The sequence below is a fragment of the Frankia sp. CeCAU1 genome, assembly GCF_977971845.1.
In genome coordinates, this window is the sequence record NZ_CDWWXA010000031.1 from 1 (window position 1) to 19,732 (window position 19,732).

The 19,732-nt window shown below is 70.5% G+C and carries 15 protein-coding genes; 8 read left to right on the forward strand and 7 right to left on the reverse strand.

Going from position 1 to position 19,732, the window contains the following annotated elements:
• On the forward strand, positions 1–1,640 hold a 1,640-nt coding region (locus AC08OO_RS08155; protein ID WP_476618383.1), incomplete at its 5' end, for an ATP-binding SpoIIE family protein phosphatase.
• A gap of 204 nt (positions 1,641–1,844) precedes the next feature.
• Positions 1,845–2,669, forward strand: coding sequence for an ABC transporter ATP-binding protein (locus tag AC08OO_RS08160; RefSeq protein ID WP_011437878.1), 825 nt, complete (start codon positions 1,845–1,847; stop codon positions 2,667–2,669).
• A gap of 385 nt (positions 2,670–3,054) precedes the next feature.
• On the opposite strand, the gene AC08OO_RS08165 is transcribed toward AC08OO_RS08160, so the two are convergent.
• Positions 3,055–3,381 carry a hypothetical protein gene (locus AC08OO_RS08165; RefSeq protein WP_476608112.1) on the reverse strand — a complete coding sequence of 109 codons (327 nt, stop codon included), beginning with the start codon at positions 3,379–3,381 and terminating at the stop codon, positions 3,055–3,057.
• 664 nt (positions 3,382–4,045) lie between these two features.
• Between AC08OO_RS08165 and AC08OO_RS08170 the strand changes: the two genes are divergently transcribed.
• Positions 4,046–4,387: a histone-like nucleoid-structuring protein Lsr2 gene (locus tag AC08OO_RS08170; RefSeq protein ID WP_476611120.1), complete on the forward strand. Its 342-nt coding sequence runs from the start codon at positions 4,046–4,048 to the stop codon at positions 4,385–4,387.
• A 221-nt stretch (positions 4,388–4,608) separates the two neighbouring features.
• On the opposite strand, the gene AC08OO_RS08175 is transcribed toward AC08OO_RS08170, so the two are convergent.
• The gene (locus AC08OO_RS08175) at positions 4,609–6,228 is read right to left on the reverse strand and encodes an aminopeptidase P family protein (protein WP_476611121.1); all 1,620 of its coding nucleotides are present in this window, start codon (positions 6,226–6,228) and stop codon (positions 4,609–4,611) included.
• Between the two features lie 915 nt (positions 6,229–7,143).
• Between AC08OO_RS08175 and AC08OO_RS08180 the strand changes: the two genes are divergently transcribed.
• Entirely contained in the window at positions 7,144–8,595 is a 1,452-nt protein-coding gene (locus AC08OO_RS08180; protein ID WP_476611122.1) for an LCP family protein, read from the forward strand.
• Here AC08OO_RS08180 and AC08OO_RS08185 read toward each other — a convergent pair.
• The 4 genes from AC08OO_RS08185 to ppgK all read right to left on the reverse strand — a co-directional run bounded on the left by AC08OO_RS08185 (position 8,589) and on the right by ppgK (position 13,107).
• Positions 8,589–9,617 carry a YihY/virulence factor BrkB family protein gene (locus AC08OO_RS08185; protein ID WP_476618384.1) on the reverse strand — a complete coding sequence of 343 codons (1,029 nt, stop codon included), beginning with the start codon at positions 9,615–9,617 and terminating at the stop codon, positions 8,589–8,591. The genes AC08OO_RS08180 and AC08OO_RS08185 overlap by 7 nt on opposite strands.
• 263 nt (positions 9,618–9,880) lie before the next feature.
• On the reverse strand, positions 9,881–10,081 hold the full coding sequence (locus AC08OO_RS08190; protein ID WP_011437872.1) for a DUF7455 domain-containing protein: 201 nt from the start codon (positions 10,079–10,081) through the stop codon (positions 9,881–9,883).
• Between the two features lie 158 nt (positions 10,082–10,239).
• Positions 10,240–12,006 (reverse strand): septation protein SepH, encoded by a 1,767-nt coding sequence (gene sepH, locus AC08OO_RS08195; protein ID WP_476618385.1) that lies wholly within the window; start codon positions 12,004–12,006, stop codon positions 10,240–10,242.
• Positions 12,007–12,270: 264 nt separating this feature from the next.
• Complete coding sequence (gene ppgK / locus AC08OO_RS08200; RefSeq protein ID WP_476606431.1) at positions 12,271–13,107, reverse strand: polyphosphate--glucose phosphotransferase; 837 nt, start codon at positions 13,105–13,107, stop codon at positions 12,271–12,273.
• A gap of 275 nt (positions 13,108–13,382) precedes the next feature.
• Between ppgK and moaA the strand changes: the two genes are divergently transcribed.
• Both moaA and AC08OO_RS08210 read left to right on the forward strand, forming a co-directional pair.
• Positions 13,383–14,369, forward strand: a complete 987-nt coding sequence (gene moaA / locus AC08OO_RS08205) for a GTP 3',8-cyclase MoaA (protein ID WP_476610677.1) — start codon at positions 13,383–13,385, stop codon at positions 14,367–14,369.
• Entirely contained in the window at positions 14,366–15,538 is a 1,173-nt protein-coding gene (locus AC08OO_RS08210; RefSeq protein ID WP_476618386.1) for an NTP transferase domain-containing protein, read from the forward strand. The genes moaA and AC08OO_RS08210 overlap by 4 nt, the downstream gene beginning before the upstream one ends.
• Here the strand turns inward: AC08OO_RS08210 and AC08OO_RS08215 are convergent.
• Complete coding sequence (locus AC08OO_RS08215; protein ID WP_476606434.1) at positions 15,502–15,924, reverse strand: hypothetical protein; 423 nt, start codon at positions 15,922–15,924, stop codon at positions 15,502–15,504. The genes AC08OO_RS08210 and AC08OO_RS08215 overlap by 37 nt on opposite strands.
• A 494-nt stretch (positions 15,925–16,418) precedes the next feature.
• On the opposite strand from AC08OO_RS08215, the gene AC08OO_RS08220 reads away from it, so the two are divergent.
• Both AC08OO_RS08220 and AC08OO_RS08225 read left to right on the forward strand, forming a co-directional pair.
• Positions 16,419–17,138: a hypothetical protein gene (locus AC08OO_RS08220; RefSeq protein ID WP_476606435.1), complete on the forward strand. Its 720-nt coding sequence runs from the start codon at positions 16,419–16,421 to the stop codon at positions 17,136–17,138.
• A gap of 2 nt (positions 17,139–17,140) precedes the next feature.
• On the forward strand, positions 17,141–19,624 hold the full coding sequence (locus AC08OO_RS08225; RefSeq protein ID WP_476618387.1) for an AAA family ATPase: 2,484 nt from the start codon (positions 17,141–17,143) through the stop codon (positions 19,622–19,624).
• Positions 19,625–19,732 lie beyond the last annotated feature (108 nt).

Genomic DNA, 19,732 nt, shown 5'->3' on the forward strand with positions numbered 1-19,732 from the left:
GGGATAAGGCCGGGGAGGGTCTCGAGGAGACGGCGGGGGACCGGGCGGCAGAGCCGGTGCCCGAGCTGCGTCCACTCGTCGTCCTGGCCCGTGACGGGCTCGGCGCGGTGCCTCCGTTCGCCTCGGGGGCCGGCGCGGCGACGTCGCCGACGAGTCCGTTCGTCCGGGCCGCCCGCCGGGGCGAACGGCTGATCGTCGCACTGACAGCGGGCGAGTGGGATCCGCCGGCCGACGCCGAGCGGTGGATCCGCCAGGTGGGGGCCCACACGATGGCTGTCGTACCCGTGGTACGGGTCGGCCACGTCGTCGCCGTACTGAGTGTGACCGCCGTTGCGGATCGACCTCCGTTCACCGAAGCGGATCTGCTCTTGCTGACCGAACTCGCCGCCCGGGTGGGGGTCGTCCTGGACCGGATCGATCGGGGGGCCGCAGAGCGCAGCAATGCGCTGGCGCTGCGTGAGGCGTTGCGCGGTTCTCCACCCGCCGTCCCGTCCGGGCTCGAGGTGGCCACCCGTTACCTGCCCGGCGGGGTCGATGACGACGCCGGTAGCGACTGGTTCGACGTGATTGACCTGGGAGCCGGGCGAGTTGCCCTGATGATCGGTGACGTGATGGGCCGAGGGATCCGGGCGACCGCGGTGATGGGGCAGCTGCGCGCAGCGGCCCGCACCTGCGCCCGTCTCGATCTTCCCCCGGCCGAGGTGCTGACGTTGCTGGACGACATCGTCGCGGACCTGCCCGGGGAGGAGATCGCCACCTGCATCTACGCGGTCGTTGAGATCGACAGTGGGGTGCTGACGCTGGCGAGTGCCGGGCACCCGCCGCCCCTGGTCGTCGCGCCGGACGGGTTGGTCTCCAGGCTCTACATGGCGGTGGGATCTCCACTCGGGGTGGCCCGGTCGGACGTGACCGAGTACACGGTGCGACTGGGACGGGGATATCTGATCGCCCTGTTCACCGACGGGCTCGTCCGGGGACGTGCGCGCGACCTCGACGCCGGGGTCTCGCAGCTCGCGGCCGCGCTCGCCCGCGCCAGCGACAGGTTCACCGCGAATCTGGACGACCTGGTCACCGCGGCGTGTGCCGGTCTCGGTCCCGCCGTCGCCCCCGGCCCAGTGGGTTCCGGGACGGCCGACGAGGTGGCGGTCGACGAGGTGGCGGTCGACGAGGTGGCGGTCGACGAGGTGGCGGCCGACGACGTCGCGCTTCTGTTCGCCCGGTTGCCCGTTGAACCGACGGCCGCGGCGGCCCTCCTGGACGTCACCTTCGACGGTGCGGCGAGCCTGCGCGCCGTGCGGGCTCAGGCCAGGCTCGCGCTGGAGAACGCGCCGCTGGCCTCGGAAGTCGTCGACACCATCGTTCTGGTGCTGTCGGAGCTGGCGAGCAACGCGGTGCGGCACGGTCGCCCACCACTGTCGGTGCGGCTGCGGCTGCTGGGCGACCGGGCCGTCGTGGAGGTCGCCGACGGTGGCGGCCGGGTGCTGCGGCGGCGCCACGCCGCGGCCGAGGATGAGGCCGGCCGCGGGCTCGGCCTGGTCTCCCAGCTCGCCGTTCGGCATGGCATCCGTCCGCTCCCCGACGGGAAGGCCGTGTGGGCCGAGATCGACCTGACCGGGACGACCCCGCCCGAACCGGACTGACGCCATGGCCATGAGGGTCAAGTGCGTGGCCTGTTAGATCTGTCCGATTTACCTCAGTCCGGCGGGTGAATCCGTCCGGACAGCCGGGGCGGGGCTGCCCGGGTGACGGGCTGACCTGCCGGCTACGGCACGAGACGGCCTGATACGGGTGGACCGGCCGTCCCGGCGGCATCAGGAAGTCTGGTGTCGCGTAACGTGAGCTGCATGCCGGACGCGGTGCTGCGCCTCGACAATGTCAATGTCGTGCGAGATGGGTCATACCTGCTCAGGAACGTGTCGTGGGCGGTGTTCCCTGGCCAGCGCTGGGTGGTCCTCGGTCCCAACGGCGCCGGGAAGACGACCCTGCTGCAGGTGGCCTCGGGCCGGCTGTTTCCCACCAGGGGCACGGTCGACCTGCTCGGCGCCCGTCTCGGCAAGGTCAACCTTCTCGATCTACGATACCGGGTGGGTGTCGTCAGCCCGGCGCTGGTGGAGACGCCACCCGCCGACGAGCGGGTACTCGACGCGGTGGTGACCGCCGGCTGGTCCGTGCTGGGCCGCGCCGACGAGGAGTACGACGAGGTCGATCTCACCCGCGCGGCCGGCCTGCTGACCCAGTTCGGGTGCCGTGGACTGGTCGACCGTCGGTTCGGAACCCTCTCCGAGGGAGAGCGCAAGCGCGTGCTCATTGCCCGGGCCCTCATGACCGACCCGGAACTCCTCCTGCTCGACGAGCCCGCCTCCGGGCTCGATCTGGGTGCGCGGGAGGCGTTGATGCGGCGGCTCACCCGCTTCGCGGCCGACCCCATCGCTCCTGTCCTCGTCCTCGTCAGCCACCACGTGGAGGAGATCCCGGTCGGGGTGACTCACGCGTTGCTGGTGCGCGGCGGCCAGGCGCTTGCGGCCGGTCCGGTCGCGCAGGTCCTCACCGCGCAGGCGCTCTCCTCCTGCTTCGGGATTCCGTTGGAGGTCGGCGTGGCGGCCGGTCGCTACACCGCCCGGCTTGCCGCTGGACCGCCTCCCCGGCATCCGGTATCCGCCTCGGTCTGAGCCTGTGCCGCGGGGCTGAGCCTGTGCCGCGGGGTGTTTGTCCGTTCAGGGGCCGATCGGCCGTGACCGGCGTCGGTTGATGGTCGGACGGAGTCGGTCGATGGTCGGATGACCACGATCGGCGGGGTGCGGTGACCTTCCCGACGTGATCCGGTCCCGAGTCACCGCTCGGTCCCGGCGTTTCGCGTACGGTCCGGCGGGCCGTCCATCCCCGTCAAGCGGCCTCAGCCCGTCGTAGCGCGCCTTTTCCGGTATCGCCGGTGTGTTTTTTTCGCGGCGGCCGTCGTGCTCCCTCTCCGAGGCTCGTCCGTTCGTGGGCCGGCCGGCGACCCGGACGGACGCTGGCCGCCGGTTGCCCCCGGACCCGTCGCTGGTTGGCCGTCGTTCATCGTTCGTCGAGCAGGTCCCACAACCATCCCGACCGTCGCACACCCGCGCCGAGCGACCTCAGCCGGCCGGCAAGTTGCCGATCCGAGGTGATGACGACCACGGGCGCGACCGCGTCGCGCGCCGCCGCCACGATGGCGTCGTCGCCGTGCCCGGGGGCGTGCACGACGACGATGGTCGGTGCCGCGCGGTCCGCCCTCGCTGGAACGTGGCGGCCCTTCTCGGGCGCGACGTCCGCGGGCCGGATCTTTTCGGGTGTGATCTTTCCGGGCCGTACGGTTCCCTCGGGAACTCCGGCCCGCGCCGCACCCTCGAGAACGACCACGATCCGCTCGGGCCATTCCGGCCTCGATGATGGCCGCGGGTGCGTGCCGGGACGGGTGATCCGCGCCGAAATAGCGTCGACTAGCCGTCCGGCCGCTCCTGGGCGGTCCCGCCACCACCCGTCGGGCCGGGAGCCAATCACGTTGGCACCGTCTACCACCCACGTGCGCGGGTACTCGTCCGTGGGTCGGCTCATACCGGCGGCGCCGGAATCAGGGGTACTCATCCGGCGCGGCGATCCCCTTTGGCATTCGTACCGGTCGGTTCCGCTCGCGGCACCACCACCCCAAAGGCGCCGGCGGCTGTTGCCCGCCGTTTGCCGGGCAATCGTCCACGGGAGTCGGTAGACGAACACGATCGGTGTCCCAAGGTCGGAGGACATGGACGCCGCCCGGTCCACGCCTGCCCAACTGTCCGCTTGCGGTCGGCCTTTCGACTGGGAAGGTGTGATTCGCAGAACATGATCATCCCTCTATCATGTGGAGCTTGCTCCCTGTCTTTGGGTTCCGCACTCCGACTGCCAGGGCGGCGTGCGTTGAGCGCTGACTTCGTCTTCGGCGACCCAAGCCTGCGAGCCCGACGAACCAGGCGTGACAGTTCCCCGCGTTCTCGTGGTAATAATAGACGCGTGAGTTCTGCGGTCCGCTGACCTGAAGGAGAGTGGCATGGCCCAGAAGACCATCGTCTCGTTGATTGACGATCTCAGTGGAGAAGAGGCCGACGAGACCGTCCGGTTCGGACTCGACGGTGCGCAGTATGAGATCGACCTGTCGGAGAAGAACGCCACGAAGTTGCGTGAGTCGTTGGCTTCGTTCGTCACCGCGGCTCGCCGTTCTGGCGGTCGGGCGGCGGGTGGCCGGCGTGGTGTGCGTGCCGCTTCGCGCCGTACCGGCGGAACCGACCGTACCGCCGACATTCGTGAGTGGGCGCGCAGCAACGGTTACACGGTGAGTGACCGGGGGCGTATCGCTTCCAACATCGTCGAGGCGTACGACAAGGCCCACTGATCCTGGTCTTGACTGCTTTTCCGGGGTAGGGACCGGAGCAGTGGAACCCCTTGTAGCGGTAGTGCCCGTGGTATTGGACGACGGGCTGCGCGATCCGGCGGACCGAAGATCGTGTGATCAGGTTTTGCATGGTCAGGTTCCTGCCACACCGACCGGGCCGGTGTGGCAGGAACTATTGGCGTTGCCGCTGACGCAGTCCGTCGCCAGATCTGTTCGTTCCGTCAGTTCGGCAGCTGCCGGGCCATCCAGTTTTCGACGTCTTCCGCGGTTCGCGGAAGTGCGGCGGACATGTTCCGCCTTCCATCCCTGGTGACCAGGATGTCGTCTTCTATCCGGACGCCGATGCCTCGCAGCTCCGGCGGAACCATCAGGTCGTCCGGCTGGAAGTACAGGCCCGGTTCGACCGTCAATACCATGCCCGGTTCCAGCGCCGCGTCGCGATAGGTCTGGTCGCGCGCCTGCGCGCAGTCGTGCACGTCCAATCCGAGCATGTGCGACGTGGAGTGCAGGGTATAGCGGCGATGGACGCCCGCTCCCGGGGAGCGGGGGTCCTCGATCAGCGACTCCTGCGCACTGACCGGCAGGAGCCCCCAGCCGTCGAGAGCCGTGGCGATGACCCGCATGGCGGCCCGGTGCGGCTCCAGGAAGGACGCTCCCGGCCGGACCGCGTCGATCCCGGCCTGCTGGGCGCGAAGAACCACGTCATAGACCTGGCGCTGCACCTCGGTGAACCGTCCGTTGATCGGAAGCGTGCGGGTGACGTCGGCCGTGTAGAGGGAGCGTCCCTCGACCCCCATGTCGAGCAGGGCGAGATCACCGGCGCGTACCGGCCCGTCGTCGCGGACCCAGTGCAGCGTCGTGGCGTGGTGGCCACAGGCGACGATGGAACCGTATCCCACGTCGTTGCCGTCCACCCGGGCCCGCCGCCAGAACGTCCCCTCCAACCATCGTTCTCCATTGGGCAGGTCCATCGCCCGACCGATTTCTCCCACGCACTCGGTGAAGCCACGCACGGTCGCGGCGATCGCCTCGTCCAATCGGGCGATCTCGAAGTCGTCCTTGAGTAGCCGCAGCTCGGAAAGGGCCTGTGCGAGGGCCAGATCGCGGTCGGTTCCTGGTCCACCCCGGCCGGACCAGCGCAGCACCGAACCATCCACGACCGGATCGACTCCGCGTAGTACCCGGGTGTTTCCCGGTGCCAACCGCGCGAGCGCGTCCGCGAGCTCCGTGAGCGGCCGGCATTCGATCTCCAGCTGTGCCGCGGTCTCCCGAACCCCCGGTCTGGGACCGACCCACAGTTCCCCGTATCGCCGGTCGGTGTAGAAGGCGGAGCTCGACCGGTCGGACCGCCCGGCGACATAGAGCACCGCATCATGCTCGCCGGCCGCGTTGGGTAGCAGAACCAACACGGCATCGGGTTCATGGCAGCCGGTCAGCCAGAAGAAGTCGCTTCCGGGACGGAACGGAAAATCCGTGTCGTTTGCCCGTACCCGCAGACCGCCGCTCGGCACCACAAGCGCGTCCGCCGGGAACCGCGAACCCAACAAGGCGCGACGTTTCGCGGTGTAGGGTGCGCAGTCATCGCGGGATGGCACAGCGTCGTCAATCGGCGCCCACCCGGTCGACATAAATCGCCGGAACGCCGCGTGTGGTTCCTCGTCGTGGTTGGCCTGTCCGGGTTCGCGCACGGAATCATCCGATGCCGGAGGTTCACTGGCCCCGGTGGGGACAACGCCCGGCTCGTCGGTCGTGATGAGGTTCGGATCACGCCCGGCCGGCGCGCTCTCGGGCACCCCCGTGCTGGTCGGTGGAGGTGAGCTTTGGTGGGACTGGGCACTCATACCGTTAACGGTAGGCCCCGTTGCGGACGGCGGGTAGCGCGCGAGGCACACCGCCATGCCCGGCGCGTTGGCCGGACTTCTCGTCGTTGGTCCGCCGGGCATTTGGTGCATCGCGCCGCCGCGGTGATGCCGGGCCGATGTGGGCGGTCGCGTCGCGACCTGGGCCCGAACGCCGCTACCCACGCCGCCGCCTTCGGACCCTTCCATGAAGACTGTTCCTCCCACCTCGGGTGAGTTAACGAGGGCACGCAATCGGTTGTGGGAGATCTGGGGGATCCGATCGGTTGTGACCTTCCGTCGCGGACCGTTAACTCATCTGCCGGTCGGCGGGGAAGGCGGGTCCGCGTTGCACGGATCGAGTCGGTCCGGGGGCGGACGTCCTCGGTGTGCCGTAATGCCGGTCCGATAGCCACCGGCATCGTGCGATTCGGGCGCTGTGCTCGATTCGGGCGCTGTGCTCGATTCGGGTACTGCACTCGATTCGGGTACTGCACTGCGTGTCGCGAACACCACCGGGTACCGGCATCATTGTTGCGCATCCCGATACCGGTGGTTGTCGTCGGGATCGCAGGATCGGAATCGGGTCCGCGACCGGTCTCGATGCTCGGCGCCACCCGGGGTCCGCCACAACTCGGCTCGGCCGGGACGGTCCGGGCGGCGCCGTCGGAGTCCGCACGGTCCGCGGGCCGGTCGGGGGCCTGCGAGGTCGTACATCCGACAACCCGTCGGGAATGCCATGACGCCCGTCACCCGTCACCATCGAAAAGACTGTCCGGGAGGGTTCCGGTCCGTCCGCGCCCACGTCGTGCCAAGGTGGTCCGGCGGGTTCGCGCCGGTGGTGGACGGTGCCGACCCCGGGCGGCGCCACTGGCGCGGGTGATCTCATCCCGGTGGATGAGGGAGGAGGACGCGGCCATGACCTGGCCTCCGGATCGTCCGGAACGGTACGGGCCGACGGCGGGACGCCGGGACGGCGAGCGGCGTGGCCGGTCCGTCCGTGACCCGCGGGACCCACGCCGGGCCCCTGAGGAGGACTGGCCCGTCGGGCAGTGGCCGCGCCGGGAGCACCGGCCGGCTCCGCGGGGTCACGATGATGACGAGCCGCGCGTACCCCCCGGCGCCTACCCCGATCCCTACGCCCGGTACCCCATCGATCACCCGGCGGCCGAGCCCCGGTATGACCGGCCGGCCCCGGAGGGTCCCGCGGCACCCGGGCAGGGCGGCTTACGGCGCGGTCTCACCGCCATGGCCGCGGTGTTGGCGACCCTCGTCCTGATCCTGGCGACCGGTGGCTGGGCCGTGCTGAAGCACTACGACGGTAGGGTGCATCACATCCCGCTGGCCTTCTCCGCCAGCGCGGACCGGCCGGCGTCCGCATCGGGCGGAACGCAGAACATCCTGCTCGTGGGGTCGGACACTCGGACGGGGACCAGCGGCGAGTTCGGCCAGGTCGAGGGGCAGCGGTCGGACACGACCATCCTTGCCCACCTCGACGGCGACGGTTCGACGACTCTCATCTCCTTCCCCCGGGATCTGTGGGTGCGGATCCCCGCGTACACCGACGCGGCGGGCATGCAGCACGCGGCGCAGCGGTCCAAGCTGAACGCCGCCTTCTCCTACGGCGGGCCGTCCCTGCTCGTGGCCACGATCGAGAACCTCACCGGGATCCGGGTCGACCACTACGTCCAGATCGACTTCATCGGCTTCCAGGGGATGACGGACGCCCTCGGCGGGGTCACCGTCTGCATCAAGGAACTTCCCCCCGAGCTGAAGGCACGGGGCTTCGACAACCTGCACGACCATTACTCCGGGTTTTCCGGTCAGGTCGGCGAGAACACGCTGAACGGGGCTCAGGCCCTCTCCTTCGTCCGGCAGCGGTATGGCCTACCTGAGAGCGACATCGACCGCATCCGCCGCCAGCAGCAGTTCCTCGGTGCCGTCTTCCAGCGGATCGCGTCGACGGACACCCTGCTCAACCCGGCGAAGCTGCTCGGGGTGGTCGACTCCGCCACCTCGGCGCTGACGCTCGACGAGGCCACCTCCCTCGCCGACCTCCGGCTTCTCGCGGTGCGGATGCAGTCGATCGGATCGGGCGGCGTCGCGTTCACGACGGTGCCGGCGGCAGCTGGCACCCGCGGGGGGCAGAGCGTCCTAGTCCCTGATCCAGCCCAGCTGGGCGCCTTCCTCAAGCCCTTCGGCGGTCGTGTCGCCGACGGGAGCTCCACCGGCGCACTCTCGGCCGGCGCGGGGGGTGGCTCCTTCGCTGCGGTACCGGTGTCCGCCGCGGTACCGGTGGTCTGGTCCCCGACCAGCGCGGCGGGAAGGTCCGTCCCGGGTGATGCGGGCGGGGTGTCCTGCACCTATTGAGGCGGCCTCAAGGCGTTCAGCGCCGAGTGGCTGCCCCGGCGGCGCGGTGGCTGCTCGTCCAGCGCCGCGTTGAGCTCCGCGCCCAACAACACGGCCAGCGCGGTGATGTAGAAGAACAGCAGCGCCGCCACCGGTGATCCGAGCGAGCCGTAGACCAGTTCGTGACTGAACACGATCTCCAGGTAGTACCGCAGCACGCCGCTGCCCACGAGCCAGCAGACGAGCGCGAGGATCGCTCCGGGCAGCGCCCGCCACCAGGGTCGGCGTACCGGCAGCGAGAGGTGGTACAGCGAGGTCAGCATCGCCAGGGCCACGAGTCCCACGACCGGCCAGTAAAGCAGTGTGATCAGGGTACTGACGAGGGGATGGCGACTGGCGTCGAAGATCCGCGAGATCAGTTCGGGCCCCAGGACCAGCGCAGGCAGGAGGATGACCCCGCTGGCCACTTGGGCGAGAAACAGCCACAGCGCCAGGAGCCGGCTGCGTACCGCCGAGCGTAGCTCGCGCTGGCCGTAGGCGATGGTGATGGTGTTGACGAAGGTCGCCATCGCGGTCGACCCGGTCCACAGGGACAGCACGAAACCGATGGAGATCACATCCGGTCGGCCACGGGAGAGGATCTGGTCGATGGTCGGGCGCACCGCGTCGTCGACCACCGATTCGGTCAGCAGGCCGCCGGCGCCGTGAAGGATACTCTGCCGGGCGCTGTCGAGGGCGTCGGCTCCGATGGCGTCACCGACGTAGCCGAGCGTTCCCAACAACGACAGCAGGAGTGGGGGCAGGGACAGCAGCTGCCAGAATCCCGCCTCGGCCGCAAGCCCCAGGACCCGGTGCCGCCAGGCATTGGTGATGGTCCGATGGGCCAGTCGCAGGGGTCCTCGGGGCAGCCGGCGGCGCTGGTGATCCAGCCGGTGGAACAGCGTGCTGCGCCGGATGGCGGTCCAGGCCGCGGCGTGACGGTTTCTGGCCCGCGTTAGCAGCCCGGGATTCACCTCGGCGACCACCCTGCGCAGTAACACCATCCAGCGGCCGCTCACCGGGGACGATGCCACGGAAGCCGGTGTTTTGTTTCCCGCGGCGGACACGGCCCCCACCGTATGGCCTGGCGTTCCCGGGTGCCGAAGGGCACCCGGGAACGGAGTGGATGACTGCGGCGGAGGCCGCCCGGAGTAACGGATGGGCCGCCGGTCAGCAGCGAGGGAAGTGGTCAGGGATCCTGGATGCACCAAAAGGGACACATCGCTAGATCGTGATGTGCCCCTTCGGGGTGCCTGGGCGGCCGAGTTCAGGACACGCTGAGTTTGTCGGTCTCGTCGTGATACTCAACAGCCATCTCACGCAGCTTCGAGTCGTGCGACTTCGCGTGGTGCCGGCAGAACAGGAGATCGCCGCCCCCGGGCAGCACGACCCGCACGTAGGCCTGGGCACCGCACCGGTCGCAACGATCAAGATTGGTCAGCGTCGGCTTCGTGATAGTCCCTGTCACATCTACTCCAACTGTGTTAGGCGGTCAGATGTTCCAACTGACCATGTGACGGTTTACTCACAGCCGGCTCTCGTGGCGTCGTTGCATCCAGAGCGGCGTGGTGTCCGTGGTCCTCCATACCACGGACGGGTACCCGTCTCGGGCGCCCGGTCGTCTGATCAGGGACGTCGGGCACCGAAGACGATGTCGTCCCATGCTGGCACTGACTTGCGTCCGCGTCGACCGCCTGCCGGACGTTCGTTCCCACGGGCGGTGTTACTCGGGCGTGCCCGTGACGCAGCGGAGGCGCTCGATGTGTCTACGGTCGTCTCGTCGGTCCCGTCCGGCGCATCCTCCGTCCGCGCGGAGGGAGCCTTGGCGGGGGCTTCCCGCCGGGCTGCCGTGCGGCGCGCCCCGGGCGTGGAACCTGTGCCGGATCCGGCGGCTCGGGCGGCTGGTGCCGAGGTCACGGCGGCTGCGGCGGCTGCGGCGGCATCGGTGCCCGCTAGCGCGGCCGGTTCGGCGGGAGCGGATCGCGCTGCCGTACCGGCCTCTGGGGCCGACGGCTCCGGTCCGGCCGGGGCCGCGGCGGCTGTCCCGCCCCGCTCCCCGCCGGCGACGGGAGGCACCTGCGCCGAGCCCGGGACCGGCAGCTTGGCGGCTGCCCCGGTGGGAGACGTGGCGGATGTCACGGGCTGCGGACCGGCCGGCGCGACGGCCGCCCGGGAATGCACTCCTGATCGTCCGGTCCCGGACGCGGACCCCACCCTGGGGCGGCTGCCGGGAACGCCTCGCCCCGTCGCGGCCGTCCGGCGAGCGACCTCGCCGCGGATCGGTTCGGGCCGGACGGGACGATCCAGGGACTCGGCTTCCTCGGCCCGGGCGGCCTTCCGCTCCACCGAGCGCGGGTCTCCCGGGGCCGCTGGGTCTGCGGACCGGGCAGGTACGGACCAGGGGGTCACGGATCGGGTGTCCGCGGATCGGGTGTCCGCGACCACGGGTTGCGGTTCGGCCGCCTGGATCGTCTCCGGACGGGTGGGCGACCCGGGTGCCCCGGGTCGCCCACCGCCCGCGGTGTCCCCGGGATATGCGGTGTCCCCGGGATACGACGCGGCCGGGTGGGAGGGCAGGGCCGCGGGCGGAGGGTACTGCCGCTCGGGGAGGCCGTGCTGCGGGGCCGGTGTTCCCGGCGGCAGGCCCGATTCCGCCATCGCGGCGACCATCGGCTGGACCGGGGTGGCCGGGGTGGCCGGAGTGGCCGGAGTGACCGGAGTGACCGGAGTGGCCTGGTCGTGCACAAGAGTGAGCGCTGGCCCCGCCGCCCGCAGCGCCGCCGACGATGATGGTACGGATGACGGTGCGGGCATCGGCGCCGGCTGCTCCGCCGTCTCCGGCGCCACAAGAGTGCGGGCCGCGTCGTCATGTGGGCGCACCCGGCGCACCACCGGATCCCACGTCCAGCGGGCGCAGCGGCTTTCCGAGGTGAGCTGGACGAGCCAGATGCCGTCGACGCGGCGCCACGCGTCCCACTGCGCCGCGGCCGGATTGTCCTGGGCTCCCATCAGCCGCGCGTCGACGACCTCGCCCAACGGCCGTCCCGGCACGCCCCCCGGATCCTTGGGGAGCAGCGCGGCCCGCGCCTCCTGCACGACCCTGGCACGTTCGGCGAGGACGGGACCCTCATAGCGCTCCACCCGTTCCACCGGGATCCCGGCGGCCCTGGCCACCTCCGCCGCGGTCTCCCCGGCGCGCAGCCTGGCCTGGATCTCCCGTGGGGTGAGCGCGCTCTCGGTACGCGCCTCGCTGCGACGCACACCGCGCAGGGCCGCGCGCAGCCGGTCGTCCACGGGCACCCGGAACTGCTCGCCGTCCGTCCTGCCGTTCGCGTCGGTGAGCACGAGGTAGCCGCCGTCCTCGCTGAGTGCGACCGCCCGCAGCTCGCGCATGGCGCCTCCTCCTCCGTCGAAGCCGTACCGCTTGTCGCCGTGCCGCGGCGGGCGGACCGTTGCGCCGGACGCGCATGGGAGCGGATGTCAGCATGATGCGTCAACCCGCCTTCGGCCTGTGCGTCCCGGTAGCTGACAGCCTGCCATCGATGGCGTCGGTCGCGGGCGTGGCGGCGGGCGACACGCACAGTCTGACCGTGTTGGGCCTGTTCGGGCAGTCCCGGAACGTCCGGATCCGGGACGAGTGGACTCGCGACCGGTGGATTATGGTCGCCTGCCGCCCGGGGGGCGGGTCGCGGGACCTCGGCGGCGGGCGGGCCGGGCAGCCGGTCGGGGCCGGTTCTGGTCGACCAGGCCGGAGATGGCGGCGCCGACGATGCCCGCCTCGTTCTGGAGTTGCGCGGGGATCACTCGGGTACGCACCTCGAGCTGGTCGAGATATTTGTCCGCTCTCTTGCTCACCCCACCACCGATGATGATGAGGTCGGGCCAGAGCAGCGCCTCGATGGTGTTGAGGTACCTGGTCACCCGCTTGGCCCACTTCTCCCAGGAGAGGCCCTCGCGTTCCCGGGCCGCATCGGACGCCCTGGTCTCCGCGTCGTGCCCGGAGATCTCCAAGTGGCCGAGTTCGGTGTTGGGCACGAGCTGGCCGTGGAGGAACAGCGCGGTACCGATCCCGGTTCCGAACGTCGTCACGACGACCAGGCCGGTGGTGTCGCGTCCGGCGCCGAAGGTCATCTCGGCGATGCCCGCCGCGTCCGCGTCGTTCATCACGGTGATGTCCACCGGGCCCGTGGCGGCGGCCGACCCGCCCAGCGCCTCGGCGAACAGGGACACCACGTCGGTGCCGATCCAGGACGGGGCGATGTTCGCCGCCGTGAGCGCCATCCCGTTCTTGACCACTGCGGGCAGGGTGGCTCCCACCGGTCCCGACCAGCCGAAGCGGCCAACCACCTCCGCCACGGTCGCGGCCACCGCGGTGGGCTCGGCCGGCTGCGGAGTCGCCAGCCGGAACCTGGGCGCGGCCAGCGACCCGTCCTCGACGTTGACCGGAGCGCCCTTGATTCCGCTTCCGCCGACGTCAACCCCGAAGACCTGCATCGCCGAGCCCTCCCCTACCGATGTTCTGACCTCGCCGACCCTGCCGACCTCGCCGCCGGTGCCGCCGCGGTGCCGTGGGCCGAACCGCCGCCCAGTGACCGCGGACGTCCGTCGACCGCACGAGTTGTAGTCTCGCAGGCGATCGGGGCGGCCACGGTCCGACTGCCCACGTCGTGGCCCCTCCGTCCCGATCGCGTCCCGCCGGTGAGTCCGCCGCCGCGTGGCCCGACTCGGGACGAGCCGCGACTCGGACGAACGGCTCTTACCCTGGAGGAATGAGCCTCACTGACACCCATGGTCGCATCGCGACGGACCTGCGGGTGTCGTTGACGGACCGCTGCAACCTCCGGTGTACCTATTGCATGCCGGCCGAGGGACTCGCGTGGCTTCCTGGTGAGCGGATGCTGACCGACGACGAGGTAGTCCGGCTGGTTGGCGTCGCGGTTGGGCGGCTCGGCGTGACCGAGATTCGCCTCACCGGCGGTGAGCCCACGCTGCGTCCGGGTCTGGTGGAGCTGGTGGCGCGGCTCGCGGCCCTGCGGCCGCGGCCCGAACTGTCCGTCACCACGAATGGTCTGATCCTGGCCCGCCTGGCGGGCCCGCTGCGGGCCGCCGGTCTGGACCGGATCAACGTCTCCCTGGACACGCTGGACGCGGACCGGTTCGTCCGGATCACCCGCCGGGAGCGGCTCGGTGACGTGCTGGCAGGACTGTCCGCCGCCGCCGCGAGCGGGCTCACCCCGGTCAAGGTCAACAGCGTCCTCGTTCGGGGCGTCAACGACGACGAAGCCCCCCGGTTACTGCGCTGGTGTCTGCGGGAGGGCTACGAGCTGCGGTTCATCGAGCAGATGCCGCTGGATGCGCAGCACGCGTGGCGTCGGGACACGATGGTGACGGCCGGCGAGATCCTTGCCTGCCTGCGGGCGGAGTTCACCCTCACGCCGCTGCCGGGCCGCGGCAGTGCGCCCGCCGAGTTGTTCGAGGTGAACGGTGGGCCCGGGCGGGTGGGGGTGATCGCCTCGGTGTCGGCGCCGTTCTGCGCGGCCTGTGACCGGGTCCGGCTGACCGCCGACGGCCAGGTGCGTGACTGTCTGTTCGCCCGGCGGGAGAGCGATCTGCGGACCCCCATGCGTGCCGGCGCGGACGACGAGCGGCTCGCGGCTCTGTGGCGGGCGGCCGTGCGGGGCAAGAAGGCGGGGCACGGCATCGACGAACCGACCTTTCGGCAGCCGGACCGGCCGATGTCCGCGATCGGCGGATGACGGTGGCCAGGTCCGGGTCGCATGCCGGTGTCCCCGCGGGTTGGAGTGCCCTGGTGCTGGCCGGGGGTGGGGCGCGCCGGCTCGGCGGCCGGGACAAGCCGGCGGTGATGGTCGGCGGTTCCACCCTGCTCGAGCGGGTGCTGTCCGCGGTGTTGGACGCCGAACGGGTGGTCATCGTCGGTCCCCGGCGTGACCTGGCCGTCGCTCCGATTCCGCCTGGTCGGGTGCGCTGGTGTCGGGAGGATCCGCCCGGCGGGGGACCGGTCGCGGCGATCGCCGCCGGCCTTGTCGAGATCACCACACCGTTCGTCGCCGTCCTCGCCGCCGACCTGCCGTTCCTGACCGGCCGGGAGATCGCGCTGCTGCGCCGTGGGGTCGCGGACCCCGCGGCGCAGGCCGCGCTGCTGGTCGACCCGGACGGCCGCCGGCAGTTTCTGGCCGCGGTGTGGCGGACGGCCTCGCTGTGGGCGGCGCTACCCGCCGATCCGATCGGGCGCCCGGTGCGCGGCCTGTTCGCAGACCGTCCGGTGACCGCGGTCCGGGCGCCCGCCCGGACCTGCCTCGACTGCGACGAACCGGCGGATGTGGCGCGGGCCCGCAGCTGGGCCGCGGTGGGCGAGCGTGGCCCGGCCCGGCACGATGGACCTATGACCTCCGCCGATGACCAGCAGCCTGATCACCAGTCGCGGTCCGATCATCGGGCTTCGGCGGATCCGCCGCCCCCGGAGGCCGGACGTCATCGCCCGCCGCCCGCCGCGGCCGTCGGCTCGGGTGCCGGCAACGTCCGGGACAAGAACGTTCGGGACAAGAACCTCCTGGAGCGGGACGTCCTGGCGCAGTGGGTGTCGGACGTCTGCGCCGAGCTCGGCCTCGACGCGGCACGGATCGACGTGGGCGCTGTTCTCGATCTCGCGCGCGACGTCGCCCACGGGGTCGCGCGTCCCGCGGCGCCACTCACCGCGTTCCTGGTTGGTCTGGCCGCCGGCCGGAACGCGGGCGGTGCCCACGGTGAGGAGGGCGGAGGCGAGGGCGGAGGCGAGGGGGGTACGGATGGTGAGCGGGAGGCCGCGGCGGCGCGCGCGGCGACGTCGGCCGTGCTTGGCCTCCTGGCGCGGGCGGGGACCGGACCCGCTCAGCCCATCCGGCCCGGACCCGCCTCGTCGAGGTAGCCGCGCATGTCGATCGCCATGGTGCGCACCGCGTCCTGGTCCGGCTCCGCGTACTCCTCGCCACGCGCCGACGCCCGCGCGTATCCGAAGGTCAGTCGCGGCAGCACCTGCGTCGGTGTGTCCATCCCGCCCTCCCAGCCGGGTTCGTCCCCGGTGAACGCGGCAGGTCCGGAGGGCAGGTCTCCGGAGGTGGGGGAGGCCGTCACGACGACCCAGTCGATCACACCGAGTATGATGATCGCGGCGAGTGCTGGCAGGGCCGCGATCGGGTTCCAGGCGGCCAGCCCCACCAGGACGAACACCGCGACCACCGTCAGTCCGCCGATGAGGTGCCGCCGCGCGGGACGAAGCGCGGGAACCTTACGACCATGCCGATAGTGGGCCATACCGACAGTGTGCCTGGGATGCCGCGTTCGGCCCGACCGTGGCCGCACCGCCCGAGTGCGGCCACGGTGCCTCACCCGGGATGGCGTTTCGCCCGGCCCGGGGCCCGATCTGGAGGAGGCGTGCGGTATGCCCGGGGACGCTGGTTCGACCACGGGGGGATCGGGGTATGCCGCACACGCCGATCCGAGGCCCGGGCAGCGGCGTCCACCTCCAGGTTGGCGTTCGTGTTGCCCCACAGGCAGATCATGACTTATTGTGATTGCCTTGACTCCCGTGGTCACCGAATCGGGGTTCGGCGTGCCGGAGTGGCGTCGGGCACCCGGAGCATCCGACAGCGGAGGGTATGTACTTCCTCTCTTTTTGGCGAAGGTTGCGTAGGTCGACCCCGTCCTGAGTCACACTTTTCGAAGGAAAGCAAAGGACCATGGCCCGGCGCCGCACCATGTGTTCAACCTCGCGAAGCTGGAGGTTCGCCGTGGAGGCTCGACGTCGGATGACACGTCCGCGCCGAAAGTCCGCCCCTGGCACCCTGCTGCTGCTCGGCGTAATCGTCTCGGTGTTCCTCGCCGCCGCTGCCTGCGGCTCACCGAGTTACGAATACGTAACCAACAAGAAGGACGGCGCGTTTGTGCGTGTCCCGACCGGGTGGAATCACCAGGAGATGCCCGGACCTGCGCTTTTCGGGATCGACGCCCGCAATGTCAGCCCCGAGATGCTGCGCGGTCTCATGTCGCGGGAATGGGTCGTCGGCATCGACGCGGCCCAGCGGTTCGACAACACCCGGCTCCTTGTGCCGGACGCAACGCAGCCGAAGGGGTTCGTCCAGGTTCGCCACCTGCTCCCGGAGGAGGCCAACGCGGTCTCCACCAACGATCTGCGCAACTTCGTCCTCTCCGTCGACGACGCGGTGGCCGCGCAGGAGCAGGCCGTGCGGCAGAACCCCTACGGTGCGCGGCTGACGCCGAACTTCCTGCTACTCGCGGACGAGGTTGTGCACAAGAAGGATGGTGTGCACGGGGTGCACCTCATTTACCAGGTGCAGACCCAGGCCGGGCTGGTCACCATTGACCAGACGAGCCTGCTCGACAACGGGCAGCGAGTGCTCTACCAGCTGATCCTCGCGTGTTCGTCGCTGTGTTACGCCACGCATGGTCAGCAGATCGGCGATGTCGCCAAGTCCTTCACGATCGAGCCGACGGACCGAGGTCAGTAGTCATGGGCGTGAGAGACCAGGCAGGTGGGACCGCCGACGGCGGGGACCCGAAGCCGAATGCCACCGGTCTGGCTGGTCCCGACCCCGGTGGCACGGATGCGAAGCCGGCGAGCGCGACCGCCGGCAAGCCACGCCGCCGTCCCCTCGCCTTCTGGGACCGGGTGAAGTTCCTGCTCCTGCTCGGGGCGGTCTTCGTCTTCGTCGTGGCGGCCGACGTGTCCGGCAACCCGTTGATGACGTGGGCTGACTCGATCCGCATCCAGGCCAGGAACAGCTGGTGGATCCTGGCCCTGCTGGGCGTGGAACTGGTGCACCAGCTCCACATGTTCCTGGGCGAACGGTGGTCGGGCTACTACGTCTTCTGGACCGATCGGGTCTTCGGGCAGGCCGAGCGTCGGTTGCTGCGGCTCAACGACTGGAACCGGTACCGGGTCAGCCGTGCGCTGAAGTGGATCGTCGGGGCCGCGCTCGCCCTGTTCGTCTACGCCCGCCTGGCCGATACCTCGGTCTTCGACGCGATGGTGAACGTCCCCGGCGCCGTCTGGAAGGCCATCCCGGCGGTCCTGCAGATCGTCCTGCTCATGACCCTCGTCGTCGGCCAGTTCGTCGTGATGTTCTGGTTCCTGTCCAAGGGCGGCGTCGACGTCTACTTCCCCGAGGACATCACTACCCGCTTCGCCGACGTGTGGGGGCAGGACCACGTTGTCAGCCGGGTGAAGGAGAACGTTTTCTACCTGGAGCGGCCGGAGGAGATCGAGAGCCGGGGTGGTCATGTTCCCGGCGGTATCCTGCTCTGGGGGCCGCCGGGCACCGGCAAGACCCTCATCGCCGAGGCGGTCGCGGGAGAGACCGGGAAGCCCTTCGTGTTCGTCGACCCGGGCGCCTTCCAAGCGATGTTCATCGGGGTCGGCATCCTCAAGGTGAAATCGCTGTTCCGCAAGCTGCGCAAGCTCTCCCTGCGTTATGGCGGGGTGATCGTCTTCTTTGACGAGGCCGACACGCTGGGGAGCCGGGGTCAGCTCGCCGGGGGATTCGGCCGCGGGGCCGGAACCGGTGCCCGGTCGTGGTTCGCCCGTTCCGGGTCGCCCGCATTCGTCCCGGTGAGCGCGGCCCCGGCAGGACGGGTCTCGGCGAGTGCGTTCCCGACCGGCGCCGGCCGCCGGTTCGCCGGCCGGCCCGGATCGGTGGGCGAGGGCGGTCCGGGGGACCTGTGCAACGGCCTGTCCTACCTGAGCGAGGCGGCCCGCGCGGAGATCACCCGTGAGCAGTTCGTGATGGGCGGGGGCGGCGGCGGTTTCGACGGCACCCTGCAGGCGCTGCTCACCGAGATGTCCGGCCTGAAGAAGCCGCGGGGCTTCCTCAACCGGGTGGTGCGCCGGACGTTGGGCATGCGGCCCAAGCCACCGCCCAAATACCGCATCCTCGTCATGATGGCGACGAACATGCCGCAGTCGCTTGACGAGGCGCTGCTGCGCCCCGGCCGCATCGACCGGCAGTACAAGGTGGGCTATCCCAGCAAGGAGGGCCGGATCCGCACCTTCGAGGGCTATCTGTCGAAGGTGCGCCACGAGCTCACGCCGGATCAGATCGACCGGCTGGCCATCATGAGCCCGGAGGCCACCGGGGCGACCATCAAGGACACCGTCAACGAGGCCCTGGTCCAGGCGGTGAAGGACGGCCGGGAGGTCATCACCTGGCAGGACATGCTCCGGGCCAGGGTGATCAAGGAATACGGCCTCGCCGACGACCACGAGCACATCGACCGGGAACGGCACAGCATCGCCCTGCACGAGGCGTGCCACGCCGTCGTCGCCTACCGGATGCAGCGTGGGCGGGTGATCGACCTCGCCACCATCGAACGCCGCGGTGGCGTCGGCGGGTTCGTGGCGCACGTCGCGGTCGAGGACCGCATGTTCATGTGGAAGTCCGAGATCGAGGTGCAGGTGATGGTCTCCCTCGCCTCGCTCGTCGGCGAACGGATGTTCTTCGAGGGGGACAACACCGTCGGTGTCGGCGGCGACCTGCGCAGCGCGACCCTGCTCGTGGCCAACTTCATCTCCTCGGCGGCGATGGGGGAGACCCTGGCCTCGCGCCTGTCCATGCTGGAACAGGAGATGGGTAACGCCTCCATCGACGCCGACCGGCCGTTCGGCGAGCAGGTCGAGGGCAAACTTCGGGAGCTCTATGCCCGTACCGAGGAGGTGCTCGCCGCGAACCGGCGGGAGATCCTGGCCCTCACCCACGCGCTGGAGACCCACAAGACGATCACAGGTGAGGATGTGGAGGCCATCATGGAGGGGTACCTGGGCCCCACCGTCGACGGCCGCCGTTACCACGAGCCCGACTTCCTTGCTGTCGCCGAGAGCTATCACTCCAACGCGGTCCAGGCTCATCGCGGGCAGACCCATGAGCTGCACACGCTCCCCGACCTCGGCCGGGCGGCCGTCAGCCCTGCCGAGGCGGCACCCGCGGCCGGATCGGACTGAGCCGACCCGGGTCCGGGCGCATGCCTTTCACGGCCATGCCTTTCACGGCCATGCCTTTCACGGCCGTGGCCCGAAGGGAGCCGAAGGCGTACAACGCCGCGCCGATGG